The organism is Polymorphospora rubra (assembly GCF_018324255.1).
Classification (GTDB): domain Bacteria; phylum Actinomycetota; class Actinomycetes; order Mycobacteriales; family Micromonosporaceae; genus Polymorphospora; species Polymorphospora rubra.
Genome location: NZ_AP023359.1, coordinates 193531 through 213598, shown reverse-complemented (window position 1 = coordinate 213598; position 20068 = coordinate 193531). Strand labels below are relative to the sequence as shown.

The window sequence follows — 20068 nt, the reverse complement described above, 5'->3', positions numbered from 1 at the left end:
CCGCGACAGCAACGTGTGTCCCGGCCGCCAGCCGACCCGGGCCGGTCAGACCCGCCCCGGGCCGTCAGCTGGTCAGTTCGACCTTCAACAGGTCGATCTGGCCGTACGCGTCGGTCTCGACGTTGCGGACCCGCTCGGAGTGGCCGTAGCTCTCCCGGCCGAACCGCAGCGGCAGCACCGGCACCTGCTCGGCCAGCACCGCCTCCGCCTCCTGGTACTTGCTGATCGCGGCGGCCTGGTCGGCGGCCCGGCCGCCTTCGCGCAGCAGCGTGTCGAAGCCGGCGTCGCTGAATCCGGAGTAGTTCGACGAGCCGCCGCTGGCGTACAGCGGGGCCAGGTAGTTCTCCATCGACGGGTAGTCCATCGACCAGGCCTGCCGGAACAGGCCGACCGGCTGCCGGGCGTCGACCTTGCGCAGCACGTCGCGGTACGTCGGTTCGGCGACCGCCTCGCACTGGACGCCGAGGTTGGTGCGCAACTGTCCGCAGACGGCGTCGACCCACTCGCGGTGGCCGCCGTCGTCGTTGAACGTGATCCGCAGCGTTGCCGGGCCCTCCGCCGCCTGGTACGCCGCCTTCGCCTTGGCCGGGTCGAACACGCACGCCTCGCCGCAGGTGTCCGGCCGGGCGCCGGCGACCAGCGGGGACACGAACGAGCGGGCCGGTGCCTGCTGGTCACCGGAGCCGTTGACCGCGTCCCGGTCGATCGCCATCGAGATCGCCCGGCGCACCTCCGGCGAGGCGAACTCCGGCTCGTACGTCGGGAACGCCAGGAACTGGTACGCCGAGTTCGGGCCGTTGCGCAGCCGGTCGCCCAGCGCCTCCTGCGCCGCCTTGACGCTGGTGGCCGGGATGTTGCGGACGAGGTCGGTGGCGCCGTCGGTCAGGTCGGCGAGCCCGGCGGAGAGCTGGTCGTAGATCCGGAACTGCACGCTCCTGAGCCGGGGCTTCTCGCCCGGGTAGGCGTCGTAGCGTTCGACCTCGATGGGTTTTCCGGGCTCCCAGGTGCCCTTCAGCCGGAACGGCCCCTGCCCGACCACGGCCCGCTCGAAGTCGGCCTTCAGCACCCCCTCGGACTGCCAGGCCGAGGCCGGCAGCGGCAGGAACGCCCGGTGCCCGAGGATCGACGGGAACTCGGCGAACGGCGCCGACAGCCGGACCGTGAACGTCAGGTCGTCGACCTTGGCCAGCCCGGTGAGCGTACGGGCCTTCGGTTCGGTGGCGGGCTGCCCGCTGTCCGGGCCGTCCGGGTCGGTCGTCTGCAGGTCGGCGTAGCCGTCGACCTTCTCGTACAGGTAGCCGCCGGCCTGCCCGTTGGGGCCGTACGCGGCGTGGTTCCAGGCGTTGAGGTAGCTGTCGGCGGTGACGTTCTCGCCGTTGTGGAAGGTGAATCCGGGCTTGAGCTTCACCGTCCACTCCGAGTTGTCCTCGGACTCCACCGACTCGGCCGCCAGCGGCACCGGCCGGTGCTCGGCGTCGAAGCCGACGAGCGGGGTGAACAGGGCGGCCAGCACCTGTGCCCCGTTCGGTTCGATGGTGTTCGACGGGATCAGGTGCGCCGGTTCGGCCAGGCCGACGACGATCGTGTCCGCCGGCACGTCGTCGCCGCCGGTGCAGGCGGTGGCTCCGAAGGTGACGACCAGCGCCGCCGTGGTCCAGGCCGCGACTCTGCGGACCCGCATGAAACCTCCTCGTGGTCGTGCCGCCCCACCCCTGCGGGGAGGCACGGTCGAACACCGTGGTGCCGTGGATCCTTCCAGGCACCACGGTGGGGCGCCCGGCCGGTCGCCGGGCGCCTCGGTTCGAGCTCGGTACGGGCGTCAGCCGGGCAGTCGGTGACCGGCCTCCCGCTGGGTGGCGAGCCAGCTCTCCACCTCGTCGGACCGCCGGGGCAGGCCCGCCGAGAGGTTGACCGCGCCGGCAGGGGTCACCAGCACGTCGTCTTCGATGCGTACGCCGACCCCGCGCAGTTCCTCGGGAACCAGGTCGTCCTCGGCCTGGAAGTAGAGGCCGGGCTCCACGGTCAGCACGTTGCCCTCGGCGAGGGTGCCGTCGCGGTAGTGCTCCTTGCGGGCGTTGGCGCAGTCGTGCACGTCGATGCCCAGCATGTGGCCGAAGCCGTGCAGGGTCCACCGGCGGTAGACCGACGAGTCGGACTCCATCGCCTCGTCGACGCTCACCGGCAGGATGCCCAGGTCGGCGAGGCCCTGCGCGAGCACCCGCATGCAGGTCAGGTGGATGTCCTGGAACTTCACGCCGGGCTTGATCGCGTCCATGCCGGCCTGCTGCGACGCGTACACGACGTCGTAGACCTGGCGCTGGAGCGCGGTGAAGGTGCCGTTGACCGGGAAGGTGCGGGTCACGTCGGCGGTGTAGAGGTGCCGGTTCTCCACGCCCATGTCCATCAACAGCAGGTCGCCGGGGCGGGTGGTGCCGGTGTTGCGGGTCCAGTGCAGGATCGTGGCGTGCGCGCCGCCACCGACGATCGTGGCGTAGCCGACGTCGTTGCCGTCGTGCCGGGCCCGCAGGCCGAAGATGCCCTCGACCAGCCGCTCGCTGACCGGCCGGTCGGCCGGCAGGATCCGGGCCACGTCCTCGAAGCCGCGTACGGTGGCGTCGATCGCGTCCTGGAGCTGGGCGATCTCCCACTCGTCCTTGACCAGCTTGAGCTCGGACAGCACCGCGGCCAGTTCACGGTCGCGGGCCCCGGCCCGGTTGGGGTCGTACGGCCGGACGGTGGCGTCGACGCGGGCGTCGAACCCGCGCAGCACCCGGGTGTGCCCCGGCGCGCAGTCGGCGAGCGCGGCCGCCAGCTCGGTCAGCGGTGCGGTCTCCAGGCCCAGTTCGGTGGCCTTCTCGGCCAGCGTGTGCCGGCGGCCGACCCACAGCTCGCCGTCGCGGCTGCGGAAGAAGTCGTCGTCGCGGTCGCGGGCCGCCTGCGGGCGGGTGTAGAGGATCGCGTCGTGGCCACCGCCGTTGGGGCGCAGCACCAGCACGCTGCCGGGGTCGTAGTCGCCGGTCAGGTAGGCGAAGTCGCTGCCGGGCCGGAACGCGTACTCGGTGTCGTTGGCGCGTACCTTGTCGCGGCCGGTCGGGATGACCAGGGTCTCGCCGGCGAAGGCGGCGGACAGTGCGGCGCGGCGCTTGGCGTAGTTGGGTACCTCCGGGCGCGGGCCGACGTGCAGCGGGTCCTCGCGCCAGCCGCCGCGCATGAACTCGAGCAGCTTCGCCGGAAAGTCCGGGTCGTGTGACTCGGTGCGTGTCGCCTGCGTGTTTTCGACCCGGTCGTCGCCCATGACGCCTCCCCACAACGTTGCTCGCGGTCCGTCCCCGCCGGTACACGACCGTACCGCGCGCCGGCGGGGGGAAGTCGCTGGTGTCCGGCGATATACGTCAGGTGTCGGGCCGGTGCCGACGTACGGCGGGCGTGACCGTGGAAAGATGGCCGCCATGTGCGGACTTCTGGCCTTCTTCAGCGCGCGCGGCGAAGCCGCCGCCCACCGCGACGCGATCGCCGGTGCCCTCGAGTGTCTTCACCACCGGGGGCCGGACGAGACCGGTGTGGAGATCATCGGTGACGCGACCGGCCAGTTCGCGGACGCGGTGTTCGCCCACAAGCGGCTGTCGATCATCGACGTGGCGCACAGCCAGGAGCCGCTGCCGTACGCGGGCGGCCGCTACCTGTTGACGTTCAACGGTGAGATCTACAACTACATCGAGCTGCGCGAGGAGTTGGCCCGCGAGTTCGGTGCCCAGTTCAGCACCCTCGGTGACGGTGAGGCGATCGTCGCGGGCTACCACTTCTGGGGTGAGCGGGTGCTCACCAGGCTGCGCGGCATGTTCGCCTTCGTCATCTGGGACCGCCTGGAGCGCAAGGCGTTCGGCGCCCGTGACCACTTCGGGATCAAGCCGCTGCACTACCTGCAGACCGCCGACGGGATCTACCTGGCGTCGGAGAAGAAGGCGCTGCTGCCGTTCGCGCACTCGGCGTACGCCGGGGACGCCGGTGTCGACGCCGCCAACCTGTCGCACTACCTGACGTTGCAGTACGTCCCCGAGCCGCGCACCCTGCACCAGGGCATCCACCGGATCGGGTCGGGGGAGTGCCTGACCTGGAGCGTGACGGGCGGCGGCGGGGTCGACGTGCGCCGCTGGTACCAGCCGGTGTTCCGGCCCACCCCGGTCGACGAGCCGCAGCGGCTCTACGACCAGATCCGCGAGGTGCTGCGCGAGAGCGTACGGATGCACATGCGGGCCGACGTGCCGGTCGGCTCGTTCCTGTCCAGCGGCATCGACTCGACCGCGGTGGTGGCCCTGGCCCGGGAGTTCAACCCGAACATCCTGACCTTCACCGTCGGCTACGACGTGCCCGGCTATTCGGAGATCGACGTCGCCCAGGAGTCGGCGCGGCATCTCGAGGTGACCACGATCCCGACGAAGATCGGTCCGCAGGACATGATCGACGCGCTGCCCAAGATCGTGTGGCATCTCGACGACCCGGTCGCCGACCCGGCGCTGGTGCCGCTCTACTTCGTGGCGAAGAAGGCGGCCGAGCACGTCACCGTGGTGCTGTCCGGCGAGGGCGCCGACGAGTTCTTCGGCGGCTACACGATCTACCGCGAGCCGCTGTCGCTCGGCACGGTCAACGGCCTGCCGGACCCGATGCAGAAGGGCCTGCGCGCGGTCTCGAAGGTCATCCCGCAGGGGGTGAAGGGCAAGAGCTTCCTGGAGCGCGGCACCACGCCGATCGAGGAGCGCTACTACGGCAACGCGCGGATGTTCACCGAGGCGGAGAAGCAGAAGCTGATGCGCCGCTACGACCCGAACGTGCGCTACACCGACGTCACCGCCCCGATCTACGCCGAGTGCACCGAACTCGACGACGTCACCAAGATGCAGTACGTCGACCTCTACACCTGGCTGCGCGGCGACATCCTGGTCAAGGCCGACCGGATCTCGATGGCGCACTCGCTGGAGGTCCGGGTGCCGTTCCTGGACAAGGAGGTCTTCGACGTCGCCGCGACCGTGCCGGTCGACCTGAAGCTGCCGCCGCGCTCCGACGCCACCAAGTACGCGATGCGCCAGGCCCTCCAGGGCGTGGTGCCGCCGGCGATCGTCAACCGGCGCAAGCTCGGCTTCCCGACCCCGACCCGGGTGTGGCTGCGCGGCGAGATGTACGAGTGGGCCCGCCACGTGCTGAGCACCTCCGGCGCCGGCGAACTGCTGGACCTGTCGTACGCGATGCGGCTGCTCGAGGAGCACAAGCGGGAGGAGGCCGACCACTCGCGCAAGGTCTGGACGGTGCTCATCTTCTGCATCTGGCACGCGATCTTCGTTGCGCGCACGCTCGACCCCGGCATCCAGCGCAACCAGTCGGCGCTGCTGACCAAGCCGGTGGTCGGCTCGATGGTGCACTGACCCGGTCGACGCACGGCGGCCCGGACCGAAACGGTCCGGGCCGCCGCCCTGTTCGGTCGCGGTTACGTCGTGCAGGTCACCGTCGGTGATCCGCTCGTGCCGCTGGCGGTGAAGCCGAAGGTGGTCGAGCCTCCCGGGGCCAGGCTGCCGTTCCAGGCCGCGTTGGTCACCGTCACCTGCGAACCGCTCACCGTGTGTGTGCCGCTCCAGAGGGTGCCGATGCTCTGGCCGGCCGCCAGGGTCCACTTGGCGGTCCAGTTGCCGATGCTCGAACCACCGGTGTTGGTGATCTTCACTTCGCCCTGGTAGCCGCCGTTCCAGGAGCTGACCACCGTGTGCGTCGCCGTGCAGCCGGAGCCGGTCGGCGGCGGGGTGGTGGGCGGCGGGGTGGTGGGCGGGGTGGTCGGCGGCGGGGTGGTGGGGTTCGGGCTGCTGCCACCGCGGCCGAGGCCGGTGACCTCGCCGTTGCCGCCGTCGAAGGTCACGTCCGAGCAGCCGAAGAAGTTCTCCTGGCTGTCGGAGCGGACCCACCGCGAGTAGATGATGTGCCGGCCGCTCTTGTTCGACGGCAGGTTGCCGCTGAAGTAGTAGTGCCCCTCGTTGGTGCCGACCGCGCCGTTCTGCGGCGGGTTGGTCACCGTGAGGAACGGCTGCTCCTCCAGGTCGCTCCAGGCCAGCGGCCGGGTCGGGCTCCAGCTGTTCTTCGTCACGTAGAAGTAGAAGGTGCCCGGGTGGTGCGCCCAGTTGCTGTACCGGTAGTTGAAGTTGGCGCCGGCGGTCAGGTGCGTCAGCGGCCAGTCGGTGCGGGCCGCGTCGTACGCCGAGAACACCGGGTTGCCGCCGCTGCACAGCTGGCCGTCCGGGATGAACCCGGTCGTCCGGCCGTTCGCGTCCGACCGCAGCACGCTGAACCAGTTGTAGAGCGGGTTGGCGCCGCCCTGGTTCACCGCGGCCGTACAGGCGGGGTTGATCGGCTGGATGTTGCCCTGCGGGCTGAGGCCGTCCTTCCAGCACAGGTAGGTACGGCTGCCGGGTGCCATGGCGGCACCGTGCGACCAGGCCGCGGTCTGGTTGACCACCGACACGACGCCGGCGGTCAACATGACGGTGGCGGACAGTACCGCCACCCTGCGTAGGAGTCTCACGACGTTCTCCTTCTGGGGCCGGAACCGCGGCGGGGTGGCCGGGGCTCGGTTCCATCGGTTCGCGGGTGTGCTGCGGACCGGTACCGGGTGTCGTGTGCCGTGGTGAGCGTGGGTCGGCTCCGCCAGAGGAGGGAAGCGGACGGCTCGGCGGGCACGCGGACGGAGGCCCGGTGTCGGACCTGGTCTTCGCGTGGCTCCCGGCGCATGGCTTCCATGCGCCTACGGCGCGTTAGCCCCCGCGCCGCCTCGGCGTGGCTATCGCACCATGGATCGACGGCCGACGCAATAGTCGTACTTCGATGTCGTTCAGGCCGGAGTGTCCTCGAGCGGTGCCAGGTAGCCGCGGATGACCCGCTTGAGTTCGGTCACCAGGGCGGCGCGCTCGTCGTCGTCGGCCGCGACGACAGGCGGCATCATGCCCTTGACGATCTGTACGACCACGGTCGCCGTGCGCTCGGCCGCCGCGGGGGCCAGGTGCGGGGCGCGGGCGGTGATCACAGCGGTGACCCGCCGGGTGACCGCCTCGTGCAGCGGCCGGGTCGCGGCCGCCAGTTGGGCCGGCATGTCGGTGTTGCCGAACAGCGTCTTCGCGCCCGGGTTCGACACGTTGAACTCGATCAACGGATCGAGCATCAGGTCGATGAGTTCGTCGAGCGGCAGGCCGGCCACCGGTCGGTCGGCGAAGGCGGCGCCGTGCGCCTTCCGCGTCCCCTCGACGAGACGTTCCGACAGCGCCTGCGCGATCGCCTCCTTGTTGCGGAAGAACTGGTAGAGCGAGCCGGGGGAGATGCCGGCCCGGGCGGCGATCGCGTTGGTGGTGGCGGCGTCGTAGCCGACCTCGGCGAACAGGCCCAGCGCGGCGTCGAGGATCTCGGCGATCCGGCGTTCACCGCGGGCCTGCCGGCGGACGGGGCGGGTATCGGCCACCGGGCCAACCTCCTTGACTAATGCGAGCGATTGCTCGTATGTTCAAAATGCGGGCGATCGCTCGTGTTTTTGACGCTAGCAGACGACACAAGGGGACCACCATGTCACCACTCGCCCGGCTCGGCGCGTTCACCGCCCACCGCGGGCGCCGCATCCTGATCGCCGGACTGCTGCTCACCCTCGCCCTGGCCGGCGTCGGCGCGACGGCGATGGGCGTACTGGTCCTCAACCGCTGGGAAGCCCCGGGCAGCGAATCCGTCCAGGCCCGCCAGCTGCTCGAACGCGACTTCGGCACCAGCAACGCCAACCTCATCCTGCTGGTCACCACGCAATCGGGCGACGTCGACTCCGCCGAGGCCGTCGCCGCCGGCACCGCCCTCGCCGACGAACTACGCGCCGAACCGATGGTCGGCGACGTGTGGTCGTACTGGTCCCAGGACGGCGACCCGACACTGCGCAGCACCGACCAGCGGCACGCGCTCGTCCTGGCGTACGTCGAAGGCGACGCGACCACCACCCGGGCCGAGATCCGGGAGCGGCTGCTGCCGGCGTACACCCGCACGGCCGGGCCGGTCAGCGTCCAGGTGGCCGGCTCCGAAGCGGTGTCCAGCCAGGTCAGCGAACAGGCGTCGCAGGACTTCATCCGCGCCGAACTGCTCATCATCCCGCTCATGGCGGTGCTGCTGGTGGTGCTCTACCGCCGGGTACGGCTGGCCCTGCTCACCCTCGGCGTCGGCCTGTTCGCGGTGTTCGGCACCCTCGCCGGCCTGCGCGGGCTCGCCGAGATCACCGAGGTCTCCACCTTCGCCGCCAACATCACCCTGGTGATGGGCATCGGGCTCGGCGTCGACTACAGCCTGTTCGTCATCGCCCGGTTCCGGGAGGAACTCACCCGCGGCGCCACCGTGACCGACGCCGTGGTGACCACGGTACGCACCGCCGGCCGTACGGTGATCTTCAGCGGGCTGACCGTCGCCGCCGCCCTGTCGGTGATGCTCGCCTTCCCGTACTCGTTCCTGCGGTCGTTCGCGTACGCCGGGGTGCTCGTCGTCGTCATGGCGGTGCTCGGTGCCCTCGTCCTGCTGCCGGCCGCCCTGGCCGTGCTCGGGCACCGCGCGCTGCGCCGCGGGGCGGCAGGCACCACGACCACCGGCGGGGAGAACGGATTCTGGTACCGGCTCGGCGCCCGGGTCATGCGCCGGCCGGTCCTGTTCGCCACCGCCGGCCTGGTGCTGATCGGCATACTCGGCGCGCCCGCGATCGGGCTGCGCATCGGGCTGCCCGACGACCGCGTCCTGCCACCCACCGCCTCGACCCGGCAGGCGTACGACGAACTGCGGGCCAACTTCGCCCAGGAGGCCAACGACGCCGTCCACTTCGTCGCCCCGGCCGGCGGCGCCACCCCCGGCGACGCGGTGGCCCGGTACGCCGGCGAACTGTCCCGGGTGCCCGGTGTCGCGCAGGTCAACTCGACCGCCGGCGTCTTCGTGTCCGGCGACCGGATCTCCGCCGCACCGGCCGTCGACCGGCTGACCAGCACGGCCGGGCAGCGCCTGGAGGCGATCCCGACCCGGGAGGTGCTCGCCGGGACCGACGTCACCGGCCTGATGGAGCGGCTGCGGGCCGTACCGGCGCCGTTCGACGAGCTGCTGATCGGCGGCTACCCGGCCGAACTGACCGACTTCCGGGCCACGCTGATGGACCGGGTGCCGCTGGTCGGCGTACTCATCCTGGTCGTCACCTTCGTGATCCTCTTCCTGATGTCCGGCAGCCTGCTGATCCCGGTCAAGGCCACCGTGCTCAACCTGCTGAGCCTGACGGTGATGTTCGGTGCGCTCGTCGTGATCTTCCAGAACGGGGCCTTCGCCGACCTGCTCGGCTTCACCCCGATCGGTACGATCGACCCGACCTTCCCGATCCTGATCTTCTGCGTCGCGTACGGACTCTCGATGGACTACGAGGTCTTCATGCTGTCGCGGATCAAGGAACGGTACGCGGAGACCGGCGACAACACCCGTGCCGTCCTCGAAGGCATCCAGCGCAGCGCGCCGCTGGTCACCGCCGCCGCGGTCATCCTCGCCCTGTCCTTCTCGCTCTACGCGACCGGCGACGTCATGTACCTCCAGATGGTCGGCATCGGGGTCGCGATCGCCGTCCTCGTCGACGCCACCATCATCCGGGCGATCCTGGTGCCGGCCTTCATGCGGCTCGCCGGCCGCGCCAACTGGTGGGCGCCGGCCCCGCTGCGCCGGCTGCAACAGCGCCTCGACCCGCACCGCACCGACCTGGTGCCGGTGAACCGTGTGGGTTCGGTCGACGACCCGGTGCCGATGGAGGGTGCGGTGTCGACGGGCGGCGTGGTGCCCGTGGGCGGTGCGGTGTCGGCCGGCGACGAGGCGCCGGCGGCTGGCGCTGTGTCGGCGTGACGCCGGTCGGCGGCCGGCAACGAGGCGTCGGCGGCTGGCGCGGCGCCGGCGCGGCGCCGGTCGGCGGCCGGGCCGACACGTCGGTCATAGTGGACGGCAGGTCGACCGGTGAGGAGAGACATGCGGTACGCGGTGGTGCTCGGTGAGGCCCTGGTCGACCTGCTCGAAGGCGAATGCGAAGGGGAACCGGTCTACCGGCGGGTGATCGGCGGCGCGCCGCTCAACGTCGCGGTCGGCGTCGCCCGGCTCGGCGGCACCGTCGAATTCGTCGGCTCGCTCGGCGACGACGCGCTCGCCGACCGGATCCGCGAGTTCCTCACCGGCGCCGGAGTGGGGCAGCGGGGCGTCGTCACCGTCGCGGCACCGACCACACTCGCGGTCGCCACCTTCGCCGGTGCCGAACCCGACTTCCGCTTCTACGGCGAGCCGCCGTCGTACGGGCTGATCGACGCCGACGCGCTCGACGCCGACCTGGTGGCCGACGCGGCCGTACTCTACTGCGGGTCGATCGTCCTGCTCCGGCCGCCGGCGCTGGCCGCCGCCCGGCACGCCTGGGCGCTGACCGGAGGGCTGCGCGTCTTCGACCCGAACATCCGACCCCGGCTGCTCGCCGACGAGGCGGCCTGGGACCGGCAGCGGGCCGTCGTCGCCGAGTTCGCCGCCACCGCACACCTGGTCAAGCTCAGTGCCGCCGACGCCGACGCGCTCTACGGCGAGAGCCCGGAGCAGGTCGCGGAGCGGCTGCTGGCGCTCGGCGCCGAGGGGGTGGTGGTCACCCGCGGGGCGGCGGGGGCACTGGTCGCGTACGGGACCGGGCGGGTGCACGTGCCGGCCCCGGTGGTCGACGCGGTCGACGCGACGGGCGCCGGTGACTCGGTGATGGCGGCCCTGATCGAGGGACTGCTCCGGGACGGCCTGCCGTCGGACCTGGCCGGCTGGCGGGGCCGGGTCGACTTCGCCCTGCGCGTCGCCGCCCTGGTCTGCGAGTCGCCCGGCGGCGCCGCTTCCATGCCCACCCACGTAGAGGTGACCACCCGCTTCCCCTAACCACCCCGCCCCCGCCCCGCCCCGCCCCGCCCCGCCCGCCCCGCCCCGCCCCGCAAGATCCGCGTGATCAGGGAGTACGTCGAGCGTGTCGTCGGCGTGTCGAGGCTGAAACTCCCTGATCACGCGGATCTTGGTGCGGGTGCGGGTGCGGGTGCGGGTGCGGGTGCGGGTGCGGTGCGTTGTGCGCCTTGATCGTCTGCTGTTCCGCCGTTGGTGGACGGCGTGTCGACAGGCTGGACAGCAGACGATCACCCTGATCCACGCGGCGCCGCGCCAGTGTCGCCTCGGGAGCCGTTCCCGGTCCGTCGGGCCTCGATCGTCTGCGGCTCAGGCGCCCGACACGCCGTACCCGAAGTGCCTCAGCTGCAGACGATCACGGCAACTGGCCCCGGCGTGCCAAGCGCGACCGCACTTCCGCCGCTGCCGGCCCCGCCCAGCCCCGCCCGGCCCCGCCCAGCCCCGCCCGGCCCCGCCCAGCCCCGCCCTGCCCCGCCCTGCCCCGCCCTGCTCCGCCCCGGCCCGCCCCGGCCCGCCCCGCCCCGGCCCACTCGCCTTGCTCCGCCTCGCCCGCCCCGCTCCACCCAAGATCGGCGTGATCAGGGAGCTTCAGCCTCGACACGCCGACGACACGCTCGACGTACTCCCTGATCACGCGGATCTTGGGGCGGGTCAGGTGCGGTTGGACAGTTCGGCGTAGCCGCGTTCGATGGCGGGTAGGGCCACCGCGGGGCCGTACGGGGAGCGCATCGACAGCGCGTCGGCCGCCGCACCGTCGGCGTGCCCGTCGCGGATGAGCCAGGCCAGCGCGGTCAGCTCCGTGTGCTGCTCGTGTACGAAGTCCACGCCGACCGGGGCGCCGTGGCCGGGCACGACCACGGTGCCGCCGCCGGCGAGCCGCAGCAGGGCGGCCAGCGTCTCCGGCCACTCCAGCGGGTAGGACTCCTCGAACGCCGGTGGGCCGCTCTGCTCGACGAGGTCGCCGGCGACCAGCACGTCGGCGTCGGGGACGTGCACGACCAGGTCGCCGGCGGTGTGCCCGCGCCCCAGGTGGTGCAGGTCGACCCGCCGACCGCCGACGTCGAGTGTGGACCGCAGGTGCACCGGGTGGGTCGGGGCCAGGATGGCGGTGCCGGCCAGTTCGGCGGCCAGCGCCGGCTCGGTCGCCAGCATCTCCTCGTACGCCCGGCGGCGTACCCCGTCCGGGTCGTCCGACAGCAGCCGGGCGGTCTCCTCGTGGGCGTACACGGCGACCGGCGGGTCGCCGGCCAGCGTGGCGTTGCCGAAGCAGTGGTCGAAGTGGTGGTGGGTGTTGACGATCGTCCACGGGTCGGTGGTGACCCGGCGGGCGGCCACGGCGAGTTCGCCCGCCTGCGCCGCCGTCGACAGCGTGTCGACCAGCAGCGCCGCCCCGTCACCGACGACCAGCGTCACGTTGACGTCGAGCAGCGGGTGGCGAAGGACGTGGACCCGGTCGGCGATCTCGGCGAAGGCGACCGTCACGACTCGTCGGGGCCGAAGGCCCGGGCCACGAACCGCTGCCGGTCGACGAGGATCCGTTCGACGCGGCCCTCCGCCACCGTGGTGTCCCCGTCGGTGACCACGATCTCGAACAGCAGCCGCCGCCCGTCGACCTTGGCGAGCTGGGCGTGCGCGGTGACCCGGCGCCCGATCGGGGTCGGTGCCCGGTGGTCGAGTTCGACCCGGGTGCCCACCGTGGTCATCCCGGTCGGCATGCGCCGGGCCGTCGCGGCCACCGTGGCCGCCTCGGCCAGCGCGAGCACCCGCGGGGTGCCGAGCACGGGTACGTCACCCGAGCCGACCGCCTGCGCGGTGTCGGAGTCGGTGACGGTCAGTTCGACGTGTGCGGTGAGCCCGGGCGCGAAGCCTGGATCCGGCTGCTGCTCCATGCACCTCAGCGTAGGCGTTCCGATACGGTCGGGCCATCGTTGGCGGCACCCCGACCGGCCGGATCCGCCCGTGTCGGACGACTGGCCGGTGCCGGACGACCCGCCGGTCGGCGTGCCGCACGGCCGGCCGCCGACCGGGGCCGGCCCGGGGTGACCGGCCCGGGCGTCGACCGCCGCCGGTGGCTGCCGTCGAGGTGGGATCCGTCCGCCGTTAACCTTGACCGCGATGGCCACCCTGTCCGAGTCCCAGACCAGTCCGTCGCCGGAGCCCCCGGACCCGCCCGCCCGCGTCGCGCCGCCCCGGCGCCGGCTGATCGCGATGACCGTGTGGTCGGTCGCGTTCGTCGCCGGTTGGCTCCTGATCGGTCTGCCGACCGATCCGCTGTACGCCTTCGTGTGGCTGTGGACGGCCACGATCGCGTGGAACAGCGAGCGGCCGTTCCGGTCACACCTCGGGTTCGTCCGCGACTGGCTGCCGATCGTGATCCTGCTCGCGCTGTACAACCTCTCCCGGGGCTTCGCCGACAACGGCGCGGTCCCGTACTCCTTCGATCTGATCGTGGCCGACCGGCTGCTGATCGGCTGGGCCACCGGCGGCGAGGTGCCGACGATCTGGTTGCAGGAGCGGTTGTACGACCCGGACCGGATCCACTGGTGGGACGTCGCGGTCAGCTGGGTCTACTTCTCGCACTTCGTGGCCGCGCTGGCCGCCGCGGTGGTGCTGTGGATGACCAACCGGGCCCGCTGGGGCCAGTTCATGCGCCGCTGGGGCTTCCTGTGCGCGACCGGCCTGGTGACCTACTTCGTCTACCCGGCGGCCCCGCCGTGGTGGGCGGCGCAGTACGGGCTGCTGGAGGAGGTCGCCCGGATCTCCACCCGGGGCTGGCGGGCGTTCGGCATGCACGGTGCCGGCAACCTGCTCAACGCCGGCCAGATCGCCTCGAACCCGGTGGCCGCGATGCCGTCGCTGCACACCGCCTTCGCGCTGTTCGTCGTGGTGTTCTTCCTGGCCAACGTCCGCAAGCGCTGGTGGCCGCTGCTGCTGTCGTATCCGCTGGCGATGACGTTCACCCTGGTGTACGCCGGTGAGCACTACATCATCGACGTGCTGGTCGGCTGGCTGTACGTCGGGATGACGTTCCTTGTCGTCGGGCTCGGTGAACGCTGGTGGCGGGCCCGTAAGGCGCGCCGCGCGATACCCGAGGAGCCGGCCCCGGCCGGTGCCGCCGACGCGGCGCCCGACAAGTCGGTGGCCGAAGACACACCGCCCGGTGAGCCGGCGGCCGTCGGCGAGCCCGTGGTGTCGGCGCCGTCCACGACGCCCGGACCGGCGACGGATCCGTCGGCGACCCCCGCCCGACCCGGGAACGGGTGACGCCCCACACCGGCCGGTGCGGGGCGTCGGGCCGGTCAGCGCCGGCTGAGGTACCGCCTGACCCGGGCTGGGTCAGGCGGTGGGGAACGGTGTGGTGCCGGTCGCCCGGGCGTGGCGGGCGCGGGCGGTCAGGTCGGCCGCCATGGCCCAGGCCTCCCGCAGGTCGCGGGAAACGGCCGCCGCGGCGGGTCCGCCGGCGGTGTCGGCGTACACGGTCGCCAGCCCGAGTCGCCGCTGGAGCGGTCCCTGGACCACCCGGACGCTCTGGATGCGGGCGTACGGCACGACCAGCAGTTGGCGGGTGATCGGCCCGGAGCGGACCGCGAAGACCTCGTCGGTCAGCGCGGCGCCCATCACCGGCTGGGCGAACGGGTGCAGCCAGCGGGCCCGGGCCGGCGGCGCGGCCAGCGGGAGGGCGGTCAGGTCGACGCGGGGCAGCACCTCGTCCATGATCGCCTGGGCGGCGGGCCCGACCCCGACCGGCAGCAGCCGGTCGGTGCCGCCGCTGTCGCCCTCGCCGACGGTCACGCCGGCGACGTGCAGCCGCAGGTAGAGCCAGCCCTTGGGCCGCCACAGCAGCGGCCAGGTGGCGCCGATGGCCTGGACCCGGACCAGCGGCACGGTCTGGGCACGGGTTTCCAGCAGGCCGTGGCGGACCCGTAGCCGCTCGTCCTCGCGGACCAGCCGGAAGTTCCAGTCGTCGATGACCCGCCGGACGGGCTGGAGCAGGACGCCGGCCATCGCGGTCAGTCCGCTGGCGACGGCGATGAACGAGAACGTGCCCTCGGACAGGAACTGGTAGAGCACGAAGGCGATACCGAACGGGACCAGGAACGCCTGGGGCGTCAGCAGTTGGCTGACCAGCAGGTCGCGGTTGGACACCGCGTGCAGGTCGCGGCCGGGTGCCTCGACCGGCTTGGTCAGCGTGACCCCGGCCGGTCCCGGTTCCGGTGCCGGTCCGCCGGGCACGGGCGGCCCCTGCGGTACGCCGGCCGCCGGGGCGGTCGCCGCGCCGGCCCGGCCGGCCAGGGCGAGCAGCCGGTCGCGCAGTACGGCGGCGTCGGCGATCCGCAGGTAGGCCAGCGGCGCCTCGGTCTTGCCGCCGCCGACCACCTCGAGCCGGAGTTCGGCCAGCCCGGAGAGGCGGGCGAGCAGGGGTCGGACCACCTCGACGGCCTGGAGCCGTTCGAGCGGGATGGCCCGGGTCCGCCGCCACAGCAGTCCCTCGTGGATGCGCAGCTCCCGACCGACCACGTGGTAGCCGGTGTTGTACCAGCTGACGACGTAGAGGGCGAGGGAGCCGAGCAGGAGCACGACGACCATCAGCGCGAACCAGCCCAGGCCGACACGGTTCAGCGTCGACCAGGACATCGCGGCGATGATCGCGAGTAGGGACTTGGCGCCGTTGAGGAACGGGCTCAGCGGGTGCAGCCGCTGCCGGGGCTCGATCCCGTCCGGTCCCGGCACCGGGCCGCCCGTATCCGGCGGCGGGTCGGCGGCCGGCGGGCCGGTTCCGGGGCCGGGCGGCGGGCCCGGGGCAGGGGGACCGTCCCCGGGGGTGGGGGCTCGGGGTTCACAGGCCCTCCGCCCGGTCCTCACCGAGCGCGGTGAGCCGGTCGCGCAGCCGCGACGCCTCGGCCGGCCGCAGCCCGGGGACCTTGGCGTCGCTGGCCGCCGCCGCGGTGTGCAGTTGCACGTTGGCGAGGTCGAACGCGCGTTCCAGGGGACCGGCGGAGACGTCGACGAACTGCATCCGCGCGTACGGCACGATGGACAGCCGGCGGACCAGCAGGCCGTGCCGTACGAGCAGGTCGTGGTCACGTTCGGCGTAGCCCCAGGCGCGTACGGCCCGCACGATCGTGACGACCCGCAGCAGGGTGAACAGGGCGAGCAGGCCGAAGGCGAGCCCGAACGTCCAGTGCCCGGACAGCGCCCAGGCGATCCCCACCCCGCCGAGCAGGACGACCATCAGGATGGCGAGCCGCAGCAGCTCCACCCAGATCAGATCACGCGAGACGGGCTGCCAGTCGACGGTGTCGGGCCACGGCTCGAGCGGGTCGAGCGGGCGGGTCGCCGGTGCGGCGGGAACGGGTGCGCCGTCGGTCACTTCGTCGTCCCGGTCGGCTCGGTCGTGGTCGTCCCGGTCGGGTCGGTCACGTTGGTGTGCGCGGTCACCGTTCGAGCGTAGGCGATGCGGTGAACGCGGTGACGTCCCGCAGGAACCCGCGGGCCCGCAGAAAGTCGCCGAGCGTCTCGCGGTGGGTGTCGCAGGCGAGCCAGGTCTTGCGGCGTTCCGGGTCGTGCAGCCTCGGGTTGTTCCACCGCAGCGCCCAGTCCGCCGGGGCCCGGCAACCTTTCGCGGAGCACACCGGTGTCTCGACCTGGGGCGGGAGATCGGCCATTGCCGCGAGTCTACGGGCGACGGGATGCCGACGCGGCACGGGGCGACACGCGCGGCGCTGCCGGGAATTCACGGCGGGGCGCGCACGGGAGTTTCAGCGCCGTACGGGAGTTTCAGCGCCGGGCGGCCACGGGGGAAGCCGCCCGGCGACGGCTGCATCGTACACATCACGGACCCCCGCGTGTCTACCCGGGCGGGATGCCGGATTGCCGCCTTCTCGAACCTGATTTCGGGTTCTCGCTGCCCGGCCGGTCGCGGCGGCATGTAAGTCTTAAGGTCGCGGCCGATCCCAGGCCGCCGCAGTACCTTCAGACCGACGCACGGATTTCCAGCCCGACGCCCGCGACCCCGCCTCGGAGGACCGGTGGCCCAGCCGACCACGCCCGACACCCCGATCGACGCCGCCAACGGCGGCCCGCCCACCCGCAGCGCCCCGCCCGCCGGCCCGCTGACCAAGGGCACCAGCACCCCGGCGGAGGACGCCACCCTGCTCGAACGTGCCCTCTTCGAGGTCAAGCGGGTCATCGTCGGCCAGGACCGGATGGTCGAGCGGATGTTCGTGGCGCTGCTCGCCCGCGGCCACTGCCTGCTGGAGGGCGTACCCGGGGTGGCCAAGACGCTCGCGGTCGAGACCCTGGCCAAGGTCGTCGGCGGTAGCTTCGCCCGGGTGCAGTTCACCCCCGACCTGGTGCCCGCCGACATCGTCGGCACCCGGATCTACCGGCAGGGCAGCGAGAAGTTCGACGTGGAACTGGGCCCGGTCTTCGTCAACTTCCTGCTCGCCGACGAGATCAACCGGGCGCCGGCGAAGGTGCAGTCGGCGCTGCTGGAGGTGATGGCCGAGAAGCAGGTGTCGATCGGCGGGGTGTCGCACCGGGTACCCGACCCGTTCCTGGTCATGGCCACCCAGAACCCGATCGAGCAGGAGGGCGTCTATCCGCTGCCCGAGGCGCAGCGGGACCGGTTCCTGATGAAGATCATGGTCGGCTACCCGACCGACGCGGAGGAACGCGAGATCGTCTACCGGATGGGGATCAGCGCGCCGGAGCCCGAGGCGGTGTTCACCTCCACCGACCTCATCGGGCTGCAGCGCAAGGCCGACCAGGTGTTCGTCCACAACGCGCTGGTCGACTACACCGTACGGCTGGTGCTCGCCACCCGGTCGCCGGCCGAGCACGGCCTGGCCGACATCGCCCCGCTGATCCAGTACGGCGCCAGCCCGCGCGCGTCGCTCGGCATCGTGCGCGCCACCCGGGCCCTGGCGTTGATGCGCGGCCGCGACTACGCGCTGCCGCAGGACGTGCAGGACATCGCGCCGGACATCCTGCGGCACCGGCTGGTGCTCAGCTACGACGCGCTGGCCGACGACATCCCGGCCGACCACGTGGTCAACCGCATCATGTCCACCATCCCGCTGCCGTCGGTCGCGCCCCGGCAGAACTCGGCACCGCCGCAGGCCGCACCGGTCGGGCCGGGGCAGCCGGCCGGATGGCCCGGGCGGCTGCCGTGACCCCAGCCGGCAGCCCGCCCGGCCCCGGCCTGACCGGGGGCGGCGGCTCCGGCCGGGCCGAGGCCGTCCTGTCCAAGCTGCAACTGCTGGTCACCCGCAAGCTCGACGGCCTGCTCCAGGGTGACTACATCGGCCTGCTGCCGGGGCCGGGCACCGAGGCGGGGGAGTCGCGCGAATACCGGCCGGGTGACGACGTACGGCGGATGGACTGGCCGGTCACCGCCCGCACGACCGTCCCGCACGTCCGGCGTACGGTCGCCGACCGGGAGCTGGAGACGTGGCTGGCGGTCGACCTGTCGGCGAGTCTCGACTTCGGCACCGCCCGGTGGCTCAAGCGCGACCTGGTCGTGGCCGCGGCCGCCGCCGTGTCGCACCTGACGGTGCGGGGCGGCAACCGGATCGGCGCGGTCGTCGGCACCGGCGAGGGCACCCCGGTCCGGTTGCCGGCGCGCCCCGGCCGTAAGGAGGCGCAGGGCCTGCTGCGCGCCATCGTCAGCACGCAGGTACGCCCCGGCCGCAGTGATCTCGGCGCGCTGGTCGACCTGCTCAACCGACCGCCCCGGCGGCGGGGCGTGGCGGTGGTGATCTCCGACTTCCTCACTCCGCCGGAGCAGTGGGGTCGGCCGATGCGCAAGCTGTCGCTGCGCCACGACGTACTCGCCATCGAGGTCGTCGACCCGCGTGAGCTGGAGCTGCCCGACGTCGGGGTGATCGCGCTCGTCGACCCGGAGACCGGGGCGCTGCACGAGGTGCAGACCGCCGACCCGAAGCTGCGCCGCCGTTACGCCGAGGCGGCGTCGGCGCAGCGCACCGCCATCGCCCACCAGCTGCGCGCCTCGGGCGCCGCCCACCTGCGGCTGCGTACCGACTCAGACTGGCTGCTCGACATGGTCAAGTTCGTGGCCGCGCAGCGGCACGCCCGTACCAGAGGGACCACCCGATGATCCGTTTCCTGCAGCCGTGGTGGCTGCTCGCCCTGCTGCCGGTGCTCGCCGTCGCCGGCGTGTACGTGTGGCGTCAGTTCCGGCGCCGGTCGTACGCCGTCCGGTTCACCAACGTCGACCTGCTGCGCACCCTGGCGCCCAAGGGGCTGGGCTGGCGGCGGCACGCGGCGGCGGGCGCGTTCCTGCTCAGCCTCGTGGCGCTGGCGACCGCGATGGCGCGGCCGTCGGTCGACACCGAGGAGCCGCTGGAACGCGCGACCATCATGCTCGCGATCGACGTGTCGCTGTCGATGGAGGCCGGTGACGTCCAGCCGAGCCGGATCGAGGCGGCCCAGGAGGCGGCCAAGGAGTTCGTCGCCGAACTGCCGGACACCTACAACCTGGGGCTGGTGGCGTTCGCCAAGTCCGCGAACGTACTCGTTGCGCCGACCAAGGACCGGCCGGCGGTCATCCAGGCCATCGACGGGCTGACGCTGGCCGAGGCGACCGCCACCGGCGAGGCGGTCTTCACCTGCCTGGAGGCGATCCGGTCGGTGCCGGCCGACGGGGCGCAGGGCATCCCGCCGGCGCGGATCGTGCTGCTTTCCGACGGCTACCGGACCTCCGGCCGGTCGATGGAGGAGGCCGCGGCGATGGCGCAGTCGGCGAACGTACCGGTGTCGACGATCGCGTTCGGCACCGATGCCGGCGAGGTCGAGATCGGCGGGCAGCGCCAGCGGGTGCCGGTCGACCGGTTGGCGCTGGCCGAGCTGGCCGAGACGACGCAGGGTTTCTTCTACGAGGCGGCGTCGGTCACCGAGCTCAAGCAGGTGTACGAGGACATGGGCAGCTCGATCGGGCACCGTACCGAGCCGCGTGAGGTGACCCAGTGGTATGCCGGGGTGGCGCTGCTGCTCGCGCTGTCGGCGGCGGCGATGAGTCTGTTGTGGACGTCGCGGCTGCCGTGACGTGGTCGTGGGCCGGTCGCGG

16 protein-coding genes are annotated in these 20068 nt (G+C 72.5%); 7 read left to right on the top strand and 9 right to left on the bottom strand.

What is annotated here, in order from left to right:
• Positions 1 to 64: 64 nt before the first annotated feature.
• Together Prubr_RS00950 and Prubr_RS00945 are read right to left on the bottom strand one after the other, a co-directional pair.
• A complete protein-coding gene (locus Prubr_RS00950; RefSeq protein WP_212820691.1) occupies positions 65 to 1681 on the bottom strand; it encodes a peptide ABC transporter substrate-binding protein in 1617 nt (538 codons plus the stop codon).
• A gap of 138 nt (positions 1682 to 1819) precedes the next feature.
• Positions 1820 to 3295 carry an aminopeptidase P family protein gene (locus Prubr_RS00945; protein WP_212820689.1) on the bottom strand — a complete coding sequence of 492 codons (1476 nt, stop codon included), beginning with the start codon at positions 3293 to 3295 and terminating at the stop codon, positions 1820 to 1822.
• A 154-nt stretch (positions 3296 to 3449) separates the two neighbouring features.
• On the opposite strand from Prubr_RS00945, the gene asnB reads away from it, so the two are divergent.
• The gene (gene asnB / locus Prubr_RS00940; protein ID WP_212820687.1) at positions 3450 to 5417 is read left to right on the top strand and encodes an asparagine synthase (glutamine-hydrolyzing); all 1968 of its coding nucleotides are present in this window, start codon (positions 3450 to 3452) and stop codon (positions 5415 to 5417) included.
• 62 nt (positions 5418 to 5479) lie between these two features.
• On the opposite strand, the gene Prubr_RS00935 is transcribed toward asnB, so the two are convergent.
• Together Prubr_RS00935 and Prubr_RS00930 are read right to left on the bottom strand one after the other, a co-directional pair.
• On the bottom strand, positions 5480 to 6520 hold the full coding sequence (locus Prubr_RS00935; protein WP_212827296.1) for a lytic polysaccharide monooxygenase auxiliary activity family 9 protein: 1041 nt from the start codon (positions 6518 to 6520) through the stop codon (positions 5480 to 5482).
• Between the two features lie 348 nt (positions 6521 to 6868).
• Positions 6869 to 7489, bottom strand: coding sequence for a TetR/AcrR family transcriptional regulator (locus tag Prubr_RS00930; protein ID WP_212820685.1), 621 nt, complete (start codon positions 7487 to 7489; stop codon positions 6869 to 6871).
• A gap of 101 nt (positions 7490 to 7590) precedes the next feature.
• Between Prubr_RS00930 and Prubr_RS00925 the strand changes: the two genes are divergently transcribed.
• Positions 7591 to 9915 carry an MMPL family transporter gene (locus Prubr_RS00925; protein WP_212820683.1) on the top strand — a complete coding sequence of 775 codons (2325 nt, stop codon included), beginning with the start codon at positions 7591 to 7593 and terminating at the stop codon, positions 9913 to 9915.
• A 120-nt stretch (positions 9916 to 10035) separates the two neighbouring features.
• Positions 10036 to 10962 carry a carbohydrate kinase family protein gene (locus Prubr_RS00920; RefSeq protein WP_212820681.1) on the top strand — a complete coding sequence of 309 codons (927 nt, stop codon included), beginning with the start codon at positions 10036 to 10038 and terminating at the stop codon, positions 10960 to 10962.
• Positions 10963 to 11631: 669 nt separating this feature from the next.
• Here Prubr_RS00920 and Prubr_RS00915 read toward each other — a convergent pair.
• Both Prubr_RS00915 and Prubr_RS00910 read right to left on the bottom strand, forming a co-directional pair.
• Positions 11632 to 12462: an MBL fold metallo-hydrolase gene (locus Prubr_RS00915; protein WP_212820679.1), complete on the bottom strand. Its 831-nt coding sequence runs from the start codon at positions 12460 to 12462 to the stop codon at positions 11632 to 11634.
• The gene (locus Prubr_RS00910) at positions 12459 to 12869 is read right to left on the bottom strand and encodes a thioesterase family protein (protein ID WP_212820677.1); all 411 of its coding nucleotides are present in this window, start codon (positions 12867 to 12869) and stop codon (positions 12459 to 12461) included. The genes Prubr_RS00915 and Prubr_RS00910 overlap by 4 nt, the downstream gene beginning before the upstream one ends.
• Positions 12870 to 13095: 226 nt before the next feature.
• On the opposite strand from Prubr_RS00910, the gene Prubr_RS00905 reads away from it, so the two are divergent.
• The gene (locus tag Prubr_RS00905; protein ID WP_212820675.1) at positions 13096 to 14244 is read left to right on the top strand and encodes a phosphatase PAP2 family protein; all 1149 of its coding nucleotides are present in this window, start codon (positions 13096 to 13098) and stop codon (positions 14242 to 14244) included.
• 72 nt (positions 14245 to 14316) lie between these two features.
• Here the strand turns inward: Prubr_RS00905 and Prubr_RS00900 are convergent, their stop codons facing one another.
• The 3 genes from Prubr_RS00900 to Prubr_RS00890 all read right to left on the bottom strand — a co-directional run bounded on the left by Prubr_RS00900 (position 14317) and on the right by Prubr_RS00890 (position 16646).
• The gene (locus tag Prubr_RS00900; protein WP_212820673.1) at positions 14317 to 15843 is read right to left on the bottom strand and encodes a PH domain-containing protein; all 1527 of its coding nucleotides are present in this window, start codon (positions 15841 to 15843) and stop codon (positions 14317 to 14319) included.
• Positions 15818 to 16351: a PH domain-containing protein gene (locus Prubr_RS00895; protein WP_246568189.1), complete on the bottom strand. Its 534-nt coding sequence runs from the start codon at positions 16349 to 16351 to the stop codon at positions 15818 to 15820. The genes Prubr_RS00900 and Prubr_RS00895 overlap by 26 nt, the downstream gene beginning before the upstream one ends.
• Positions 16352 to 16415: 64 nt before the next feature.
• Entirely contained in the window at positions 16416 to 16646 is a 231-nt protein-coding gene (locus Prubr_RS00890) for a hypothetical protein (RefSeq protein WP_212820671.1), read from the bottom strand.
• A gap of 363 nt (positions 16647 to 17009) precedes the next feature.
• On the opposite strand from Prubr_RS00890, the gene Prubr_RS00885 reads away from it, so the two are divergent.
• From Prubr_RS00885 to Prubr_RS00875, 3 genes are read left to right on the top strand one after another with little or no spacing between them, the layout of a single operon-like run.
• On the top strand, positions 17010 to 18155 hold the full coding sequence (locus tag Prubr_RS00885; RefSeq protein ID WP_212820669.1) for an AAA family ATPase: 1146 nt from the start codon (positions 17010 to 17012) through the stop codon (positions 18153 to 18155).
• Complete coding sequence (locus Prubr_RS00880; protein ID WP_212820667.1) at positions 18134 to 19099, top strand: DUF58 domain-containing protein; 966 nt, start codon at positions 18134 to 18136, stop codon at positions 19097 to 19099. The genes Prubr_RS00885 and Prubr_RS00880 overlap by 22 nt, the downstream gene beginning before the upstream one ends.
• Positions 19096 to 20046, top strand: coding sequence for a VWA domain-containing protein (locus tag Prubr_RS00875; protein WP_212820665.1), 951 nt, complete (start codon positions 19096 to 19098; stop codon positions 20044 to 20046). Before Prubr_RS00880 ends, Prubr_RS00875 begins: the two co-directional genes overlap by 4 nt.
• Positions 20047 to 20068 lie beyond the last annotated feature (22 nt).